Source organism: Burkholderia sp. DN3021 (assembly GCF_049805555.1).
Taxonomy (GTDB): Bacteria; Pseudomonadota; Gammaproteobacteria; order Burkholderiales; family Burkholderiaceae; genus Burkholderia; species Burkholderia pyrrocinia_C.
This window is the reverse complement of record NZ_JBNCAB010000001.1, coordinates 227605-244318: the sequence shown is the minus strand read 5'-3', so window position 1 is coordinate 244318 and position 16714 is coordinate 227605. Positions and strand designations below refer to the sequence as shown.

Below are 16714 nucleotides of genomic sequence, written 5' to 3'. Positions count from 1 at the left end.
ACCTGCGCGTGCGCCGTGGCGCGGGATGGGCGGCGCGACGCGCGGCCGGCGCCGCGAGCTGCCGTTCGTCGCCTTGGCGGCCGCGCCAGCATGGGCGCTACACGTTCGGCTGAGCGCCGCGCACGGGCTCTTTTCCCCGGTTTTGCCGCGCAAACGTCGCGTGAGCGGAGTGTGGCGCTTCCGCTCGTGTACGGCCCATGAGACCCCCCCGCCGCGTCGCGGCGAAACCGATGTTTACGCGCTGTTTATGCTTTGCCGCGATCTTCACGCGAACCTTCATAAGATGGTTCAAGTGGAAACGGATGCTGCACGATCGTGCGCGCGATGGTGTCGGCCAGCGAAGAGCGAAGCCGAACGCCGTCACGACGGTTCGTCGCAGTGATGCGTTGCGGCCGTCGAAAGAAACAGGTGTGCCGGATAAACGCTGCATAAAGACACGCGGCGGGCGCGTCGCGTCACTCGTCGCGGTTGCGCGACTCGCCGCCTTTCGCGAGACGCCAGGCAATCGTGCCGAGCACGCCGACCGCGACGACCAGCGCGCCCCACAGCACGTAGCGGCGCTTCGCGTCCGTATCGGCAGCCGCCGCCGGCGCGACCGCCGATATCGGCAGCGCCGTGCCGACGCGCGCGGGCCGGACTTCGGGCGCCATGCCGACCAGCAGCGCATCGCGGCTGACGGCCGACGACACGAGCGCCGCATCGCCGACGCCGAGCGTAAACGGTGGCGTGCCGCGCGCGACGAAGGTCAGCGCGGCCGGATGCCAGCCGATTGCGACGGCCGGCTGGCCGGCGCCGAATCCGCCGTTGCGCATGTCGACGACGATCCGCCACGCGCGATCCGTATTCGAGGCGAACTCGAGCGGCGGATTGCGCTGCTCGCCGGCCTTGCCCTGCAGCCGGAACAGCACGCCGCCCGCGACGTCGCGCCACGGCGCTTGCGCGTCGGCGCGGCTTTGCAGCGTTGCGCGCGCGACGGTGTTCGGCTGCGGCAGGTCGATGCGCACGCGGTCGACCGGATACGCGCCGTCGGTGTCGAACAGATACTCGCCGGGTGCGCTGCCGGATCGTACGTGCGCGGCGTCGCGCCATTGGCGCGGCACGGATGCGGTGTCCGTCCCGCGCGCGTCGCGCGGATGCGTTTCGACGTCGATCGACGCGATCGCGGGCGCACCGTCGAGCCAGTCCAGCCGCAGGTAGCGCGGCGCCGCACCTTCGAGTGCGATGCGTTCCTGCACCAGCATGTCGTCGCCGCGGCCGACCTTCAGCAACTGCGTGCTGCCGAGCGAGCGCCAGTTGCGCAGATCGTCGCTGGCATCGACGGCGACACGCCCCTGGTAGCTGTCGTCGCCCACGTGCACGAGCAGCGCATCGATGTCGCCGTTCGCACGCGACAGGTCGACGAGATCCGCGCCGCGCTTTGCCGGTGCCGGTGCCGGCGTGGCGACGGCTGCGCGCAGCGAGCCGTCCGGGCCGACCGTCACGCCGAGCGGCGCGTTGCCGTTATCGGCGCGCACCGGCGGCAGCGGGAACCAGTGCACCGGCGTGCGCGACGGCGGCACGGCGGGCGCGGCCGACGCGGGTGCGTCGAGCGAATACGGAACCGGCTCGCCCGCGCCGTTGAAGATGCGCACGTCGCCGAGATCGTCGCGCCGGCTGGCCGCATACACGGGCTGCGGCACGGTGAGCTGGTAATACGCGGCGCTGCCGTCGAGGTCGAGCGAGAAGCGCTGCGCGACGCGGCCACCGCCCGGCGTGCCGTCGGCGGCCGCGAACGACGCGAGCAGGCTCAGTCCGAGCAGGGCCGCGAGTCGTTTCATTGCGGGTCGTCCTGGTGGGGCGCGGCCTTCGGCGGCAGCGGCGAGAAATAGCCGATCAACAGCAGCAGCACGCCGATGCCGATGAACGACACGATGCGCTCGATGCCGGTCACGTGCGACAGGTCGAACAGGAACAGCTTGACGACCGTGAGCGCGAGCAGCGCGGCGCCGACGAACCACAGCGGGCGCAGCCCGCGGCGCGTGGCCCAGATCGTTGTCGCGAGCGCGCAGACCGTCCAGTACACGGACACCGACGCCTGCACGAGCGTCGATTCGGCCATCGCACCGAACTCGTACGGCACGCCGGCCCAGTGATGCAGCGTGCGCAGCATCAGCGCGTTGAACCACAGGAATACGGTTGCGATCGCAACATAGTCGACCACGCGCGGATGCCACGCGATGCCGAGCGTCTTCAGGCGGCGCTGCCACGCGGCGAACGCGACGAAGACCAGGAACTGCGCGATGTCGAGCGGATTGAGCAGCGGCAGCCAGAAGAGCGGCGATGCGTCGCCGTCGCTGGTCACGCTGGCGATGCTCCACAGCCACAGCAGCGCGGCGAGCGGCGCCGCGCCCCATACCTGGTAAGCGCGCGGGAACGCGGCGACGGGCCAGCGCAGGCGCGAGCCGGGGCCCGATACGAGCAGGAGCAGCGCACCGAAACCGTAGGCCCAGGCGCTCCAGCTCCACGCGCCTTCCGGCACGAATGCGCGCAGGCGCCAGAAGCCTTCGAGCGACAGCAGCCCGCACAGGGTCCAGAACATCAGCGTATGCAGCGGCGCGATCACGCCTGCGGCGGTGGCTTGGCCGATGCCGGGTGCCGCACCCTGCGCGGCATCGGCGCTTGCCGGTCCGCGCGACTGGCGCCACAGCAGCGCAAGACCCGCGCCGACGGCGGCGGGCCACGCGAACGCGCCGAGGCCTGACAGCGGCGCTTCGTACGCATCGAACGCGCGCAACGCGAGCAGTGCCAGCACCGGCGTCAGCGCGAGCGCGGGCCATTCGGCGAGCGGCCATGCCAGCCGGCGGCGCGCGACGTGCGCGAGCCACGCGGTGCCGGCCGCGAACAGCGCGGTTGCGTCGACGACGAAGCGGTCGGCATGCAGGTCGACGTGACGGCTCGCGTAGACGAGGATCTCGTGCAGCCCGCCGCTCACCCACCACAGCAGCCCCCACGCCGCGGCCGCGGCGCCGATCTCGGGCATCCACGCGTGCCACGCGCGCGCTTCGCCGCGCCCGTGCAGCCACCAGCCGGTGAACAGGCCGGCGAGCGCGATCAGCAGCATCGCGATATACGGGCCGTTGAGCACCGGCAGCGCGGTTGCGTCGGCCGGCCCGAGCAGGCTCGTGAAGAATGCGCCGGCCGCGGCGACCTGCATCAGCAGGCCGAAGCCGAACGGCAGCAGGCGCTTCTGGCGCACCGCGAGCCACACGACGGCCGCGCCCTCGATCGCCCAGGCGGCGCTCGTCGTCGGGCCCGAGAACGCGAGCGGCACGGCCAGCGTCGCGAAGATCACCGCGAGCGCGAGCATTGCCTCGAACAGCAGCGCGAGGCGGTCGCGGCGTCGCGCGAGCCATGCGGCGACCGCGACGTAGAACGCCGACAGCGCGACGGCGCTCCACGCGAGCCCGAACGGCATGCCCTTCACGAGCGACGCCTGCAGCGCGGTCGCGACGATCGGCGTGCCGAACACGAGCGTGCCGTCCACGTAGTGCCGCAGCGCGAGTTCGCGTTTCACCGCATACAGCAGCGCGATGCCGACATACATCAGGAAGAACAGGATCAGGAACGGCTCGGTGCTCGCGAACAGCGCGGGGCGGTAGGCCGTCACGCCCCACGCCGAACCGATCGTGAACGTGAACACGAAGCCGAGCAGGTTCAGCGGGCGCCATGCCTTGAACCACGCGATCGCGAAGATGCCCGCGTTCAGCAGCGCGTAGTAGCTGAACAGCGCGACATGGTTGCCCTGGCCGGTCGACAGCAGCACCGGCGCGAGAAAGCCGCCCGCGCTGCCCATGAACGCGAGCGGCAGCGCGTTCTGCCTGACCGCGAGGAACGCGCTCAGCGCGCAGACCGCAACCATCAGCGGAAACGCGGCGCCGACGGGCAGCAGCGCATAAAGCTTGGTCGCGGCGAAGATCGTCAGGTACAGGAAGCCGATGCCGCCGCCTTGCAGCACGAGGCCGTACGCGGCGCGGCGCCCGCGCACGCGCCAGCCGATCGCGAGCAGCGCGGCCGCGGCGAGCGCGGTGCCCGCGAGGCGGAATTCGATCGGCAGCATGTTGTTGTCGGCCGCGTACTTGAGCAGGAACGCGACGCCGAAGAACAGCACGACGATCCCGACGCGCACGACCGTATTGCCGCCGAGCAGCCAGTCGCGCGCGGCGCTGAATGCACGTTCGGCGATGCCGGGTTCGCGCGGTGCGGGCGGGGTGGGGCGGACGGGTGTTGCGGGTGCGTTCGCCGTTGCGTGGGCGGCGGCGGGAACGGGGGCGGGCGCTGCGGTTGCCGGTGCCGCGGCCGGCGTCGGCACCGATGTCGATGCCGGTGCGCCCGCGCGCGCGGCGGCTGCGATTGCGGGTTGCACAGGCGGTGGCGTTGCCGAAGCAGCGGGTGAGGGCGGAACGGACGAGGCACCGGCCGCGCCGGACAAAGGCGTTTGTGCGGCACTGCCGGCGGCGGCCGCATCGGCCTTCGCGCCGGCGAGCTGGCCACGCAGCGAATCGAGTTCGCGCGTGAGCGTTTCGACGGTCGCTTCGAGGCGCGCGACACGATCGACGAGCGGCGCGGGCGTGGGTGGCGGCGTCGCGGGCATCGCGAACGCGTCGGGCGCGGCGGCGCCGTTCCTGGGTTTGCGTTGCCGCAGCGCGTGACCGATGCAGAATCCGACGACGGCGCCGAGCAGCGAGCCGTTCGCGGCCGAGAAATCCCCGATCAATGCGGCGATGCCGCCTATGATGAAGCCGATTACGGCGAATGCCCAGTTCAACGCCTTACTCCCTCTCTCGTATCGTTATCGTCCTTCGCTCGCGGTTCGCACCGGATCGAGGCGGGTTCAGCACGGCCGGCAGGCGAACCGGCATGCGCGTGCCGTTGGCGGATCGCCGTGCGCAAGGCGCGCGGCAACAGCGCGATCGGCGTGTTTGCCGGCAATGTATCACAGCGGGCATGCGGGATTTTCTGGGTTGCGGACAGGCCCCGATGCGTGCCTGATCTCCGTTAATGACGATCGCGCGGCACGGTTTTTTCTGTACGGTCATGCTTTTTGCGGGGGGGCGACAGGCACGGCGAGACGGCCGCCGCGATGCATTGATCTGACGACAGTCGCGACGCCGGCTGATCGGACGTGAAATTGTCGCAAAACGACGCGCGCCCGATGCGGATTGGCGCGAAAAAACATGCGATTCGCGCCGCGCTGCTGCGCACAAGTCCCGCGTGCGATGCCCGTCGTTGTTGGGTGTGCGCGTATTGCGCTGCCGCAATCGGGGGGCGCCGCGTGCAGCGGCCCGCCTGGCGGGGCTGGAGGCCGTGTCGTATTTGCGCAAGCGTTTGTCGTAATTCGTCGGCAGGCCGGGGTTTTTTCTAGCAACTATGTAGGCACGCTATGACTCGCGTGAGTCCCCGCTACACGAGGAGAAGGTTTCGATGGATGCCCCCAAGGTCGTAGTCGAAGGTCTGTGCAAGGTGTTTGGAAACAACCCGAAGCAGGCGCTCGACATGCTCGCCGCCGGCGCGACGAAGGACGAAGTGCTCAAGCGCACCGGTCAGGTCGTCGGCGTACACAACGTCTCCTTCGATGTGCAGGAAGGCGAAATTTTCGTGCTGATGGGCCTGTCCGGCTCCGGCAAATCCACGCTGATCCGCCTCGTGAACCGGCTGGTCGATCCGAGCGCCGGCAAGGTGCTGATCGACGGGCTCGACGTCGCGTCGGCACGCCGCTCGGCGCTCACCGCACTGCGCCGCAAGGACATGAGCATGGTGTTCCAGTCGTTCGCGCTGATGCCGCAACGCACCGTGGTGTCGAACGCCGCGTTCGGCCTCGAGGTCGCGGGCGTCGGCAAGAAGGAACGCGAGCGCCGTGCGATGGAAGTGCTCGAGCAGGTCGGCCTCGCGCCGTTCTCGCACAAGCTGCCGTCCGAGCTGTCGGGCGGGATGCAGCAGCGTGTCGGCCTCGCACGCGCGCTGGCCGTGAACCCGTCGCTGATGATCATGGACGAGGCGTTTTCCGCGCTCGATCCGCTCAAGCGCAGGGAAATGCAGGACGTGCTGCTGCAGCTCCAGAAGGAGCAGCGCCGCACGATCATGTTCGTGTCGCACGATCTCGAGGAAGCGCTGCGCATCGGCAGCCGCATCGCGATCATGGAAGGCGGCAGGCTCGTGCAGGTCGGCACGCCGCAGGACATCATCGCGAACCCGGCCGACGACTACGTGCGCGCGTTCTTCGACGGCATCGACACGAGCCGCTACCTGACCGCCGGCGACCTGATGCAGACGGGTGTCGTGCCGACCATGTCGAAGTGCGATGCCGCGAACGTCGCGGCGGCGCTGAACGGCCACGACGAATACGCGTTCGTGCTCGACGCCCAACGCAAGATCCGCGGCTTCGTCACGCGCGACGCGATCGGCGATGCGTCGCCGTCCGTCCGTCCGATCGAAAGCATTCGCCGCGACGCGACGCTCGATCACGTTGTCGCCCGCGTGGTGGCGAGCCCGAACGCACTGCCCGTCGTCGACGACGACGGCTGCTACTGCGGCTCGGTCGACCGCGCACTCATCCTGAAAGCCATCACGCGTTCGCGAGGTTCCCATGTCTGAAATGATTCCGCTCGGTACCTGGGTCGACCAGTCCGTTCACTACCTGCTCGACCATGACGCCAAGACATTCGACGCGATCGGCCAGGCGATCGAGGGCCTCGCGGCGCTCGTCGAACACGGCCTGCAAGCGATCCCGATGTGGCTGATGATGGCGATCTTCATCGGCGTCGGGCTATGGCGGGTGGGCTGGCGTTTCGCGCTGTTCACGACCGCGTCGCTGCTGCTGATCTTCGCGACGGGCTTCTGGGACCAGACGATCATCACGCTCGGCCTCACGCTGTCGTCGACGATCATCAGCCTCGTGCTCGGCATCCCGCTCGGCATCTGGGCCGCGAAGAGCAAGTGGGTCGCCGCGATCGTGCGTCCGATTCTCGACCTGATGCAGACGATGCCCGCATTCGTCTACCTGATTCCGGCCGCGATGCTGTTCGGTCTCGGCCGCGTGCCGGGGATCCTGTCGACGGTGATCTTCGCGATGCCGCCTGCCGTGCGCCTGACGAGCCTCGGCATCCGCCACGTGAACCGCGAGATCGTCGAAGCCGGCCAGGCATTCGGCTGCACGCCGTGGCAACTGCTGTACAAGGTGCAGTTCCCGAATGCGCTGCCGTCGATCATGCAGGGCGTGAACCAGACGATCATGATGGCGCTGTCGATGGTGATCATCGCGTCGATGGTCGGCGCGGGCGGTCTCGGCAACGACGTGCTCGCGAGTATCCAGCGCCTCGACATCGGCCTCGGTTTCGAAAGCGGTCTGTCGGTCGTGCTGCTCGCGATCATTCTCGACCGCATCACCGAAAGCTTCGGCCGTGCACCCGGCGCCGTGAAATCGCCGCTGTTCTCGGGCCTCAAGCAGCTTTTTCGCGCGAAGGTCGCACCCGCGCAAGCCTGACTGACCGGCGGCCGACCCGTCTTCCGGCCGCCTTCCCTGATTCGATAACCGCTTCCGCGGCGTTTGCCGCGGGGCTGGCCGCTTGTAACCTGTTCGCCAGGAGTCCGATGTGACGTCCGCCGCCGCTGTCGCGCCCGCCGCCTGCGTTTCACCGGTTTCGTCCCTCGCCCATTTCGGCTTCCTGACGCTGCCGAACTTCTCGATGATCGCGTTTTCGAGCGCGGTCGAAGTACTTCGGATGGCGAACTACGTCGGGCGCGCCGATCATTACAAGTGGTCGATCTACTCGCTCGACGGTTTCCCCGCGCATGCCAGCAACGGCATTGCGGTACGGCCCACGCAGGCGCTCGACTACACGAACCTGCCCGACGTGATGATCGTGTGCGGCGGCATCCGCATCCGCGACGTGGTCGACGAGGGCGCGCGCGATACGCTCGCGGCGCTCGCCGAACGCGGGCTGCCGCTCGGCGGCATCTGCACGGGCGCGTATGCGCTGATGTCGAGCGGGCTGCTCGACGGCTATCGCTGCACCGTGCACTGGGAGAACCTGTCCGCGCTGCATTCCGAGTTTCCGCAGGTCGGCTTCGCCGACGAGCTGTTCGTCGTCGACCGCGACCGGCTGACCTGCACGGGCGGCACCGCGCCGCTCGACCTGATGCTGAACCTCGTCGGCATGCGGTTCGGCCAGCAGCTTGCCGCGCAGGTGTCGGAGCAGTTCATCCTGGAGCGCATCCGCAGCTCGACCGACACGCAGCCGATTCCCGTCGATGCGCGCGTCGGCTTCTCGCGTGCGGAGCTGATCGAGGTCGTGCGGCTGATGGAGGCGAACATCGAGGAGCCGCTGTCGCTCGAGGAGCTCGCGCGGCTCGTGCGATTGTCGCAGCGGCACCTGCAGCGCATGTTCAAGGTGTACCTGAACGTGTCGCCGACCCACTATTACCTGACGCTGCGCCTGAAACGCGCACGCGACCTGCTGCGCACGACCGACGCGTCGATCGCGCGCGTGACGACGGTCTGCGGTTTTCATTCGCCGTGTCATTTCAGCAAGGCGTACCGCGCGCAGTTCGGCCATGCGCCGAGCTACGAGCGCAGGTTGCCGGGGCGCTGACTGTCTGTACGGTCCGCGACGTCGCCGGGATCGCGGCGCGCGGTTTCAATAAGAGATCCCGCATTCATGCAAACGACATCACTTTGAGGAGAAGAAAGATGAAGCGCCTATTGATCGCAGCGGTGTGCGGGATCGGAATAACCGCGCCGATGTCGGCCGTTTATGCGGCCGATCCGCCCGTGTGCAAGAACGTGCGCTTCGCGGACGTCGGCTGGTCCGACATCGCGGCGACCACGGGCCTTGCATCGACGATGCTGCAGGGGCTCGGCTACAGCCCGACGAAGACGATCGCATCGGTGCCGATCACGTTTGCCGGGATCAAGAGCAAGCAGATCGACGTGTTCCTCGGCTACTGGTCGCCGACGATGGACCCGATCATCCAGCCGTTCACGAAGGCCGGCACGATCAAGGTGCTCTCGACGCCGAACCTGACCGGCGCGAAATACACGCTCGCGGTGCCCGACTACGTGTACCAGGGCGGCCTGAAGTCGTTCGCGGACATCCAGAAGTACGCGGACAAGCTGAACGGCAAGATCTACGGGATCGAGCCGGGCAATGACGGCAACCTGCTGATCAAGAAGATGATCGACGGCAACCAGTTCGGCCTCGGCAAGTTCAAGATGGTCGAGTCGAGCGAGGCGGGGATGCTGGTCGAGGTGAACCGCGCGATTCGCGACAAGCAGTGGATCGTGTTCCTCGGCTGGGAACCGCATCCGATGAACGTGCAGATGAAGATCGACTACCTGAGCGGCGGCGACGACGTATTCGGCCCGAACTACGGCGAGGCGAAGGTGCTGACGGCAACGCCGCCCGACTACGCGCAGCGCTGCCCGAACGTCGCGAAGTTCGTGTCGAACCTGCAGTTCTCGACGACGATCGAGAACCACGTGATGGTGCCGATCATGAACAAGGTCGAACCGAACAAGGCGGCGGCCGAGTGGCTGAAGGCGAACCCGCAGGCGCTCGACAAGTGGCTCGCGGGCGTGACGACGCTCGACGGGAAGCCGGGGCTGCCGGCGGTGAAGGCTTATCTCGGCGTGCATTGAGCGGAGTTTTCAGGCCTTTGCCACTTTTGTTTGAGGTTTGACGGTGGTCGTACGCCCCCGAACGACAGGGTAGATACCCGGTGTTCGGGGGCGATCTTCAGGCTTGTCCGGTGAGTGTCAGCGTATTTCCCGCAGTTGGCCGAATACTGGATTATCGTCATAGCTGACTGCCTGAGATCGACTCGAGCGGTGTCCCGGGCGATCGATAAAAAATTGAGATAAAGAAATATAATAAAAATTAGTTATACGAATTTCGAATTCGTATGATTGAAAGTCCCTTTCGGATCGCGCATTTTGGTGTGTGTCATTCGCACCAATCTCACGAAGGGGAGTCAGGATGCCGCACCAGAAAAAATCACCCAACCATTTGTTTGCCACCAGCGGCTGGTTTACCGAGCGGGGCGGGTGGAACGCCCGGACCAGCAGCGGGCCGACGATTGTCGGGCCAGCGGTCGCTTGCGCGAGCAACGTCGTTGCTTACGAGGATGGCGGTGAGGCTGCTATTGCGGACGCAGCCTGGATCGTCGGTGACTTTAACCTGGCCGATTACGGCGATTTCAAACGGCTCGTGTCTGTCGGCAGCGAACTCGATAACGGTGATGTCATCACCGGCATCCCGGAGCGAGAAAGGCTGGCGTCGGGTAGCTGGCTCAGGGTGGTGAAGCAACCGGGCGCTGTGCGTCGAGGCGAGGTCGCATGATCCGCTACTTTCTCGCACAAGGGGATCGCGGTGGCAGCGCGACGATCATCGAAGGGCTGCCGAATGTCACCTGTTCCAATCCGCCGCCGCGAGTGCATATCGCGACGCTCTATATGAAGACCTATTGCGCCGCTTGCGAGCAGGAAGGGTATGTCGCGCCGGAAGGTCCACGTTTGCCTGGCTCAGCGCCCAATGGTCAGCCGTGGGCGCTGAGCGGCGATATCAATGTTTGCGGGTGCAATCCATCGCCGGTCTTTTATGCCGAGCGGGGGATGCGCATGATCGTCAGCGATCAGCCGGCTGGAGCCCCGGTGGGGCTGGGCCGAAATCATGCTCATTCGACTTCGGCAACCAACGACGAACATGACGAACAGTATGTTTTGTGCGATGAGAAAAGTGGTCGGCCGCTTGCGCGTGTCCGATACCGCATACACACAACATCAGGTCGAATCTTCAGTGGTGTCACGGATTTCGAAGGGAACACTCAGCGTGTAACGACACGTCGCGCCGAAAAACTCAGGCTTGAGGTGGTGGAGAACAATAACGATGCCTTGTAACGAATATGTTTGCGTCCACGATTCGGCAGTGACGAACACTACGCAGGGTTCGAAGCTGAAAGTTCTACTGACGCTCAACGGACCACCCATCTGCCCGACCATGAGCGACGCAGAGTTTAGAAATCTGGTGATGCAACTTCGCGATGAAGGAGCGGACCTTGTGGAGGAGCGACTCAAAAGACTGGCAGAGTGGTCGCAGAACGAACGTACGCGAGTCTGGACGTGGTTCGGCGCGAATGACGACGGGATTCGTCTCAGCCTTATCACCGGACTGACTGCTACTCTGGCAGTCATGCGATCACTAGGCCCTGCGAATTTTATGAGGGCTCATCCTGATCTGGATCGATCTCTTGGATGCTTGCCTACCAACAAGAGTGTCGGGACTGTCGCGCACGTCTGTGGTCCCGACACGGCAACGCATACGATAAGCATCCACGAGGAATTCTGTACGATTCGTGATCGAAGTCGGGCGGCCACCTCGAAGTTGTCGACGATCATCCACGAGTGCACTCATTTCAAGGATACGTTTGGAGCGGGCGATCCAAAATATGGCATCACGCGATTTCTCCCGAAGTGGGGGCAAGATAACCCGAAGATGGCAATTAAAAATGCGGACAGTATTGCGGCATATGTTGTATGGCTTGATTAGAGGTGTGATTTTTCTGTGGGTGTCCACAAATTCGTATGCTTGTGATGGATCCGAGAATTTGCCGGGGCAGAATTATGACCTTATGTTTGAGAATAATTCTGTGTCGGTGAGCACGGAGCAAGCGGAGAAGCTGAGAGGCTGGGTATCGGATATGTTGTCAAGATTTCCGCTTCGTGAAGGAGTAGCCGTGAGCGGCGTAGCGGAGTCCACGGAAACCGATCCTGAAGAATTGTCTGCCAGGCGTGCCGAGGTCACTCATCGTCTGTTACGGCATTTCGGGTTAGAACAGGAGCGCTATGCTATTCATAGTTATGTCTATAAGCGTATGAGTATTCAAGACAGTGAAAATGCGAAGCGGGCTGAGATAACGTTGCTTCCTGGCTGCCCCGGAAATTGTTGTGCCGATATGTAAGGCGCCTCGTGAAGTGAGGCGGCGTCAGGGCATACTTCCGCCGCCGTCTTGCAATGATAGACGTTCGATTCACGATCCCTTCGTCGCCGCCGGCACGTCGAACACGCGATCGAACGCCCACTGGAACACGAACGCATAGCAGAAGAAGAACGCGAACAGCCCGATATCGACGACGAACGCGTCGAACCACGAGATGTCGAGCCACCACGACACGACGGGCACGAGCATGAAGATCAGCCCGCCTTCGAATCCCGTGGCGTGCAGGATCCGCCGTCCGAGCGTGCGCGTCGGCTGCCGGCGCGACGCTTCCCAGCGCTCGAACAGCGCGTTGAAGATCATGTTCCACAGCAGCGCGATCGCCGACATCGTCGCCGACAGCGCGCCCGAATAGACGAGATCCTGCTTGAAGATCGCCGCGATCGCGGGCGAGATGCAGGAGATGGCGATCGTTTCGTAGAGCACCGCCTGCGTGATCCTGCGCGGTAGGCCTTGCACGTTGTTTCCCCGGTTCGACGGCAACCGCCGCGGCACCGTGCCGCGACGTCCCGCAAGGCTATTCGCGTTGCGCGCCTGCTTCAATTCACCTAATCTCACCCCGATTGAATCGAATTCAACCCGGCCGCATCCGGCCCGCGAGGCCCCGTGTTCTCGAAAATTCCCCTGACCGCATTGCGTGTATTCGAGTCGTCGGCGCGGCTCGGCACGTTCAAGGCCGCCGCGGACGAACTGTCCGTGACGCCGGCCGCCGTGTCGCACCAGATCAAGTCGCTCGAAAGCCGGCTCGGCGTGCTGCTGTTCGAGCGCGGCGCGAGCGGCGTGCGGCTCACGGCGGAGGGCGAGCGGCTGTTTCGCGCGAGTCACGATGCATTGCTTGCGCTGAGCCGCGGGCTCGACGCGGTACGGCCCGAAGCGGCCGACGAGCGCACGCTCGTGCTGACCACCACGCCCGCATTTGCCGCGATGTGGCTGATTCCGCGCCTCGGCCGGTTCCGCCGCGTCGATCCGCAGTTGAACATCAAGGTCGAAACCGGCAACGCGCTCGCCGATCTCGAACGCGACGCGCGGATCGATCTCGCGATTCGCGCGACGTCGCGCACGTTCCCGGCGCTGCACGAGATCGCGCTGATCGACGAGTATTTCGGCGCGTATGCGGCTGCCGGGTTCGATGCGCATCGTTCGGACGAGCGTCTCGATTTGATCGAGACCGTGTGGGATACGCTGCTGCCGGTGTCGATCGACTGGGCGTCGTGGTGTCGCGCGGCCAGTCGCGACGCGTGGCTCGAGCGCGCGGTGTTCCGGCATTACGACGACGAGCAGTACGCGTTGCAGGCCGTGTTGCACGGGCAGGGCGTCGCGTTGTTGAGTTCGGTGCTGGTCGCCGAGCACGTCGAGCGTGGTGCGTTGATGCCGATCGAGCCGTCGGTGCGGCTCGACGGTGCACGCTTCGTCGCGCTGTGCCGGCCCGGGCGGGAACGCGAGCCGCAGGTCAGGCGGTTTCTCGACTGGCTCGAAGCGGAAATCGCGCACACGCGTGCGGCGGTGGCGCGGATGGCGCCGGGCGACCGCCGCGCCGACGAGCCTATCGACGCGCGATCCGGCGAGTGACCGGGAACCCGGACGTGTCGGGCTCCGGTTGCCGCCTTACGCCGTCACCCGAACCTGACGCAATATACCGGCGGCAAATGTGCCGACACCATCTGCCAGTTTTCACCGCCGTCGCCGGACGTCCATAACCCGCCGGTCGTCGACGCCATCGCGAGGCGCGTGCCGGAATCGTCCACCGCGAGCCCGTGCCGGTACACGAGGTCGTACGCGGGCGCGGCCGGCAAGCCGTTCGACAGACTCTCGAAACTGCGGCCGCCGTCGCGCGTGCGCGTGACGACGAACCGGCCGTTCACCGGAATCCGGCAGGCATCCTTCACGGCCGGCACGAACCACGCCGTGTCCGGTTCGTCCGGATGCACGGCGACCGCGAAGCCGAAGCTCGAAGGCTGCGCCTCGATCCGCCGCCAGTGCTCGGCGCCGTCGGTCGAGCGGAAGATCGCGCAGTGATGCTGCGTCCACAGCACGTCCGGGTCGGCCGCGCACTGCACGACGCGGTGCGGATCCTGCACGTTGGGCTCGCCGCGCCGTTCGGGCGGCATGTAGTCGGCTTCCATGCCGTCGGCGGTCACGCGCCAGGTCGCGCCGCCGTCGGCGGTCTGCCAGACGCCGCCGCACGAGATGCCAACCGTTACGTGCCGGCTGTCGCGCGGATCGACCATCACCGAATGGATGCCCGGCGCGTCGTACCCGCCGCCGCCCCACTCTGCGCGTTCAGGGCGATCCCACAGCGGGCGGTTGAGCACCCACGAGTCGCCGTAATCGTCTGAGCGGAACAGCCCGCCGGGTATCGTGCCGGCCCACAGTACGCCCGGCTCGTCGATGCCGCCGGCTTCGAGCGACCAGATCTGCTGAAGCGTCCAGGGCGGCTGCGGCGGGATGGGGGGCTCGTCGTCAGCGTCGCCCGTGCCTGCACGTGCGACGGCGCTGGCGGGCGGTTCGTCGGCAGGCTGCGGCGGATAAACGGGGACTGCGCATTCTTCCCAGTCGGTGGCGCCCGCTCGCCTGCGATGCAGCTTCACGCCGAAATGGCCGAGGTTGAGCGCGGCGTACAGCGTTCCGTCGCGCGGGTCGGCGAGTGCCATGCTGACCGGTTCGCCGACGAAATGCGGTTCGCCGAGCGTCCAGCCGCCGTTCTTGTCGGAATGAAGAACGAACAGGCCCTTGCGGGTGGCGACAAGCAATCGGTCATTCATGTCGAGTGTCTCCTGTCGATCCGTGTCGGCGCTTCAGCGCTTGTCCCGGGTTCCATACATCGTTCGCTGGCGGGTACGACCCTCAGCCGCCCGACAACGCCTGCACGACATATACGCGGCTCGCGTCGCCGAGCGCATCCGACAGATGTTCGCGGTCGCGTATCGGCCGGCCGTCGATAAACACGGCGAGATGCTTTCGCAGCGCGCCCTGGTCGTCGACGATGTAGCCGCGCAGTCGCGGCTGCTCGCCGAACACGGCTTCGAACGCTTCGCCGACCGAACGCGCATCGACGTCGCGCTCGGGCGTTTCGATATGCCGCTGAATCGACGCGGCGAAGAAGAGATGAGCCATGGCGGGTAACCGGAAGGGAGCCGTGCGGGGCGTGGGCGGCATCGTCGGTTCTGTAGTGTAGGCGATCCGTTTCGTGGTTTGCGGCATTGCGGTGCAGCAGACGGCGGTGCGTATCGGTACGTGTCGGCACGTCTGCGCTTACGCGTACTTGTCGCCGACCGTGCTGCGGATCGGATGCGTATCGTAGACGATGATCATGCGCTCGATGCGCGCGTCGTCGTCGAATTCGAACACGTCGACGCACTCGAATTGCACCGCGGAGCCGTCCTTCAGCGCCCAGTCGTAGACGAAATAGCCGGTGGCCCGACGTGCGCCGGTCGCGCTGACGCAGATGTCGATCGGCGTGATGCGGCTCTGTCCGGATGCCGCCGCGACCTTGTCGAAGAAGGGCCGCGGTGCCATCCAGCCGAGAAACGGCGAGAATATCCGCGCATCGGGCGTGAACAGCGCACAGATCGCGGCGACGTCGCCGCGTTCGAGCGTTTTCAGGTAGGTATCGACCTGCCGCGTGTATAGTGCGTTGGACGACGAGACCATGGTATTTCTCCGCTGATTGTCGAGAGCCATCCGCGACCGCGAGTGCGATCGGCTCAACCACGATAGCGATGCAGCGATGACCGAACAAACGAAAAATCCGCAACCCGGGTATGCAGCCCGCGCATATCCGCTGGCGGACCTCACGCGTGCGCTGCCGCCGCTGACCGCGTTCCAGGCCTTTGTCGCCGCCGCCGAACTCGGCAGCTTCAACCGGGCAGCCGAGCATTTGTGCCGGACCCAGGGCGCCGTGAGCCGGCAGGTGCAGCAACTGGAAGCGCACTACCGATGTGCGTTGTTCGTGCGCCGTCCGTCGGGGTTGACGCTGACCACGGAGGGCGGCGCGTTGCTCACGGTAGCCGTCGACGTACTCACGCAGCTCGCGCGGCACGCGCACGCCCATGCGCACGGCAGCTCGACCCTCACGGTGCTGTTGCCTTCCACGTTCGCGATCCGCTGGCTGTTGCCGCGGCTTTCGGCGCTCAATCATGCGTTGCCGCGGACCGAGCTGCGTATTCACACGTCGGCGGACGACATGCCCGATTTCGCCGACGCCGATTTCGATGCAATTGTCGTGCGCGGCACCGGAAGCTGGGCGGGAATGGTGGCGATTCCGCTGTTCGACGAGTGCCTCACGCCGATGTGCACGCGCGAGACCGGTGCATCGCTGAAGTCGATCGCCGATCTCGCGCATGTGACGCTGCTGCATCCCGCGCGCAATCGCGACGAATGGCGATGCTGGCTGGATGCCGTCGGCGCGACGCGGATCGACCCGGGCACCGGCCTCGTATTCGATACGCTCGAGCTGACATTGACGGCGGCTGCCCAGGCGCACGGCGTCGCGATCGGCGATCCGCGCATGGCGGCCGATCGGCTGGAAGCCGGAACGCTGGTTGCACCGTTTCCCGATGTGGTGCGCAACGGTCTCGGCTATTACCTCGTCTATCCGGTGCAGCGCGCCGCGCAACCCGCGATTCAAGCGCTCGCAGAGGTTCTGACGCGTCTCGCGCGCGAGGAGTGATTGCGATCGAACGGTTCG

The 16714-nt window shown here is 66.0% G+C and carries 14 protein-coding genes and 1 pseudogene; 9 read left to right on the top strand and 6 right to left on the bottom strand.

The genetic code is table 11. The features are described from left to right. Positions 1–455: 455 nt before the first annotated feature. Both ACPUER_RS01150 and ACPUER_RS01145 read right to left on the bottom strand, forming a co-directional pair. A complete protein-coding gene (locus ACPUER_RS01150; protein ID WP_425130124.1) occupies positions 456–1817 on the bottom strand; it encodes a DUF3999 domain-containing protein in 1362 nt (453 codons plus the stop codon). Continuing rightward, positions 1814–4804: a DUF2339 domain-containing protein gene (locus tag ACPUER_RS01145; protein ID WP_425130123.1), complete on the bottom strand. Its 2991-nt coding sequence runs from the start codon at positions 4802–4804 to the stop codon at positions 1814–1816. Before ACPUER_RS01145 ends, ACPUER_RS01150 begins: the two co-directional genes overlap by 4 nt. 368 nt (positions 4805–5172) lie before the next feature. Here ACPUER_RS01145 and ACPUER_RS01140 point away from each other — a divergent pair. The 7 genes and pseudogenes from ACPUER_RS01140 to ACPUER_RS01110 all read left to right on the top strand — a co-directional run. Beyond that, positions 5173–6630, top strand: a pseudogene (locus tag ACPUER_RS01140) (quaternary amine ABC transporter ATP-binding protein); the annotation flags it as partial. Further along, positions 6623–7519, top strand: a complete 897-nt coding sequence (choW, locus tag ACPUER_RS01135; protein ID WP_175962148.1) for a choline ABC transporter permease subunit — start codon at positions 6623–6625, stop codon at positions 7517–7519. The pseudogene ACPUER_RS01140 and the gene choW, both read left to right, overlap by 8 nt. A gap of 109 nt (positions 7520–7628) precedes the next feature. After that, a complete protein-coding gene (locus ACPUER_RS01130) occupies positions 7629–8627 on the top strand; it encodes a GlxA family transcriptional regulator (protein ID WP_034180835.1) in 999 nt (332 codons plus the stop codon). Positions 8628–8725: 98 nt separating this feature from the next. Continuing rightward, positions 8726–9673 carry a choline ABC transporter substrate-binding protein gene (locus tag ACPUER_RS01125; protein ID WP_175962149.1) on the top strand — a complete coding sequence of 316 codons (948 nt, stop codon included), beginning with the start codon at positions 8726–8728 and terminating at the stop codon, positions 9671–9673. A 337-nt stretch (positions 9674–10010) separates the two neighbouring features. Further along, positions 10011–10373 (top strand): hypothetical protein, encoded by a 363-nt coding sequence (locus ACPUER_RS01120; protein WP_175962150.1) that lies wholly within the window; start codon positions 10011–10013, stop codon positions 10371–10373. Continuing rightward, the gene (locus tag ACPUER_RS01115; RefSeq protein WP_175962151.1) at positions 10370–10930 is read left to right on the top strand and encodes a hypothetical protein; all 561 of its coding nucleotides are present in this window, start codon (positions 10370–10372) and stop codon (positions 10928–10930) included. The genes ACPUER_RS01120 and ACPUER_RS01115 overlap by 4 nt, the downstream gene beginning before the upstream one ends. A 28-nt stretch (positions 10931–10958) precedes the next feature. Further along, a complete protein-coding gene (locus ACPUER_RS01110; RefSeq protein WP_425130122.1) occupies positions 10959–11579 on the top strand; it encodes a M35 family metallo-endopeptidase in 621 nt (206 codons plus the stop codon). A 481-nt stretch (positions 11580–12060) separates the two neighbouring features. Here the strand turns inward: ACPUER_RS01110 and ACPUER_RS01105 are convergent, their stop codons facing one another. Beyond that, on the bottom strand, positions 12061–12486 hold the full coding sequence (locus ACPUER_RS01105) for a PACE efflux transporter (protein WP_175962154.1): 426 nt from the start codon (positions 12484–12486) through the stop codon (positions 12061–12063). Positions 12487–12633: 147 nt separating this feature from the next. Between ACPUER_RS01105 and ACPUER_RS01100 the strand changes: the two genes are divergently transcribed. Beyond that, entirely contained in the window at positions 12634–13596 is a 963-nt protein-coding gene (locus tag ACPUER_RS01100; protein WP_425130121.1) for a LysR substrate-binding domain-containing protein, read from the top strand. A gap of 44 nt (positions 13597–13640) precedes the next feature. Here ACPUER_RS01100 and ACPUER_RS01095 read toward each other — a convergent pair whose 3' ends face one another. The 3 genes from ACPUER_RS01095 to ACPUER_RS01085 all read right to left on the bottom strand — a co-directional run bounded on the left by ACPUER_RS01095 (position 13641) and on the right by ACPUER_RS01085 (position 15678). Beyond that, the gene (locus ACPUER_RS01095) at positions 13641–14789 is read right to left on the bottom strand and encodes an exo-alpha-sialidase (RefSeq protein WP_310132132.1); all 1149 of its coding nucleotides are present in this window, start codon (positions 14787–14789) and stop codon (positions 13641–13643) included. Between the two features lie 82 nt (positions 14790–14871). Then, on the bottom strand, positions 14872–15141 hold the full coding sequence (locus tag ACPUER_RS01090; RefSeq protein WP_175962157.1) for a MoaD/ThiS family protein: 270 nt from the start codon (positions 15139–15141) through the stop codon (positions 14872–14874). A gap of 138 nt (positions 15142–15279) precedes the next feature. After that, positions 15280–15678: a nuclear transport factor 2 family protein gene (locus ACPUER_RS01085; protein ID WP_175962158.1), complete on the bottom strand. Its 399-nt coding sequence runs from the start codon at positions 15676–15678 to the stop codon at positions 15280–15282. A gap of 76 nt (positions 15679–15754) precedes the next feature. Between ACPUER_RS01085 and ACPUER_RS01080 the strand changes: the two genes are divergently transcribed. Further along, positions 15755–16696 carry a LysR substrate-binding domain-containing protein gene (locus tag ACPUER_RS01080; RefSeq protein ID WP_425130120.1) on the top strand — a complete coding sequence of 314 codons (942 nt, stop codon included), beginning with the start codon at positions 15755–15757 and terminating at the stop codon, positions 16694–16696. Positions 16697–16714: the final 18 nt, after the last annotated feature.

Bases quoted from the DNA above. Each gene is read 5' to 3' on its own strand.
- ACPUER_RS01125 (WP_175962149.1), top strand. From the start codon at position 8,726: ATGAAGCGCCTATTGATCGCAGCGGTGTGCGGGATCGGAATAACCGCG.
- ACPUER_RS01150 (WP_425130124.1), bottom strand. From the start codon at position 1,817: ATGAAACGACTCGCGGCCCTGCTCGGACTGAGCCTGCTCGCGTCGTTC.
- ACPUER_RS01080 (WP_425130120.1), top strand. From the start codon at position 15,755: ATGACCGAACAAACGAAAAATCCGCAACCCGGGTATGCAGCCCGCGCA.
- ACPUER_RS01120 (WP_175962150.1), top strand. From the start codon at position 10,011: ATGCCGCACCAGAAAAAATCACCCAACCATTTGTTTGCCACCAGCGGC.
- ACPUER_RS01090 (WP_175962157.1), bottom strand. From the start codon at position 15,141: ATGGCTCATCTCTTCTTCGCCGCGTCGATTCAGCGGCATATCGAAACG.
- ACPUER_RS01085 (WP_175962158.1), bottom strand. From the start codon at position 15,678: ATGGTCTCGTCGTCCAACGCACTATACACGCGGCAGGTCGATACCTAC.
- choW (WP_175962148.1), top strand. From the start codon at position 6,623: ATGTCTGAAATGATTCCGCTCGGTACCTGGGTCGACCAGTCCGTTCAC.
- ACPUER_RS01095 (WP_310132132.1), bottom strand. From the start codon at position 14,789: ATGAATGACCGATTGCTTGTCGCCACCCGCAAGGGCCTGTTCGTTCTT.
- ACPUER_RS01115 (WP_175962151.1), top strand. From the start codon at position 10,370: ATGATCCGCTACTTTCTCGCACAAGGGGATCGCGGTGGCAGCGCGACG.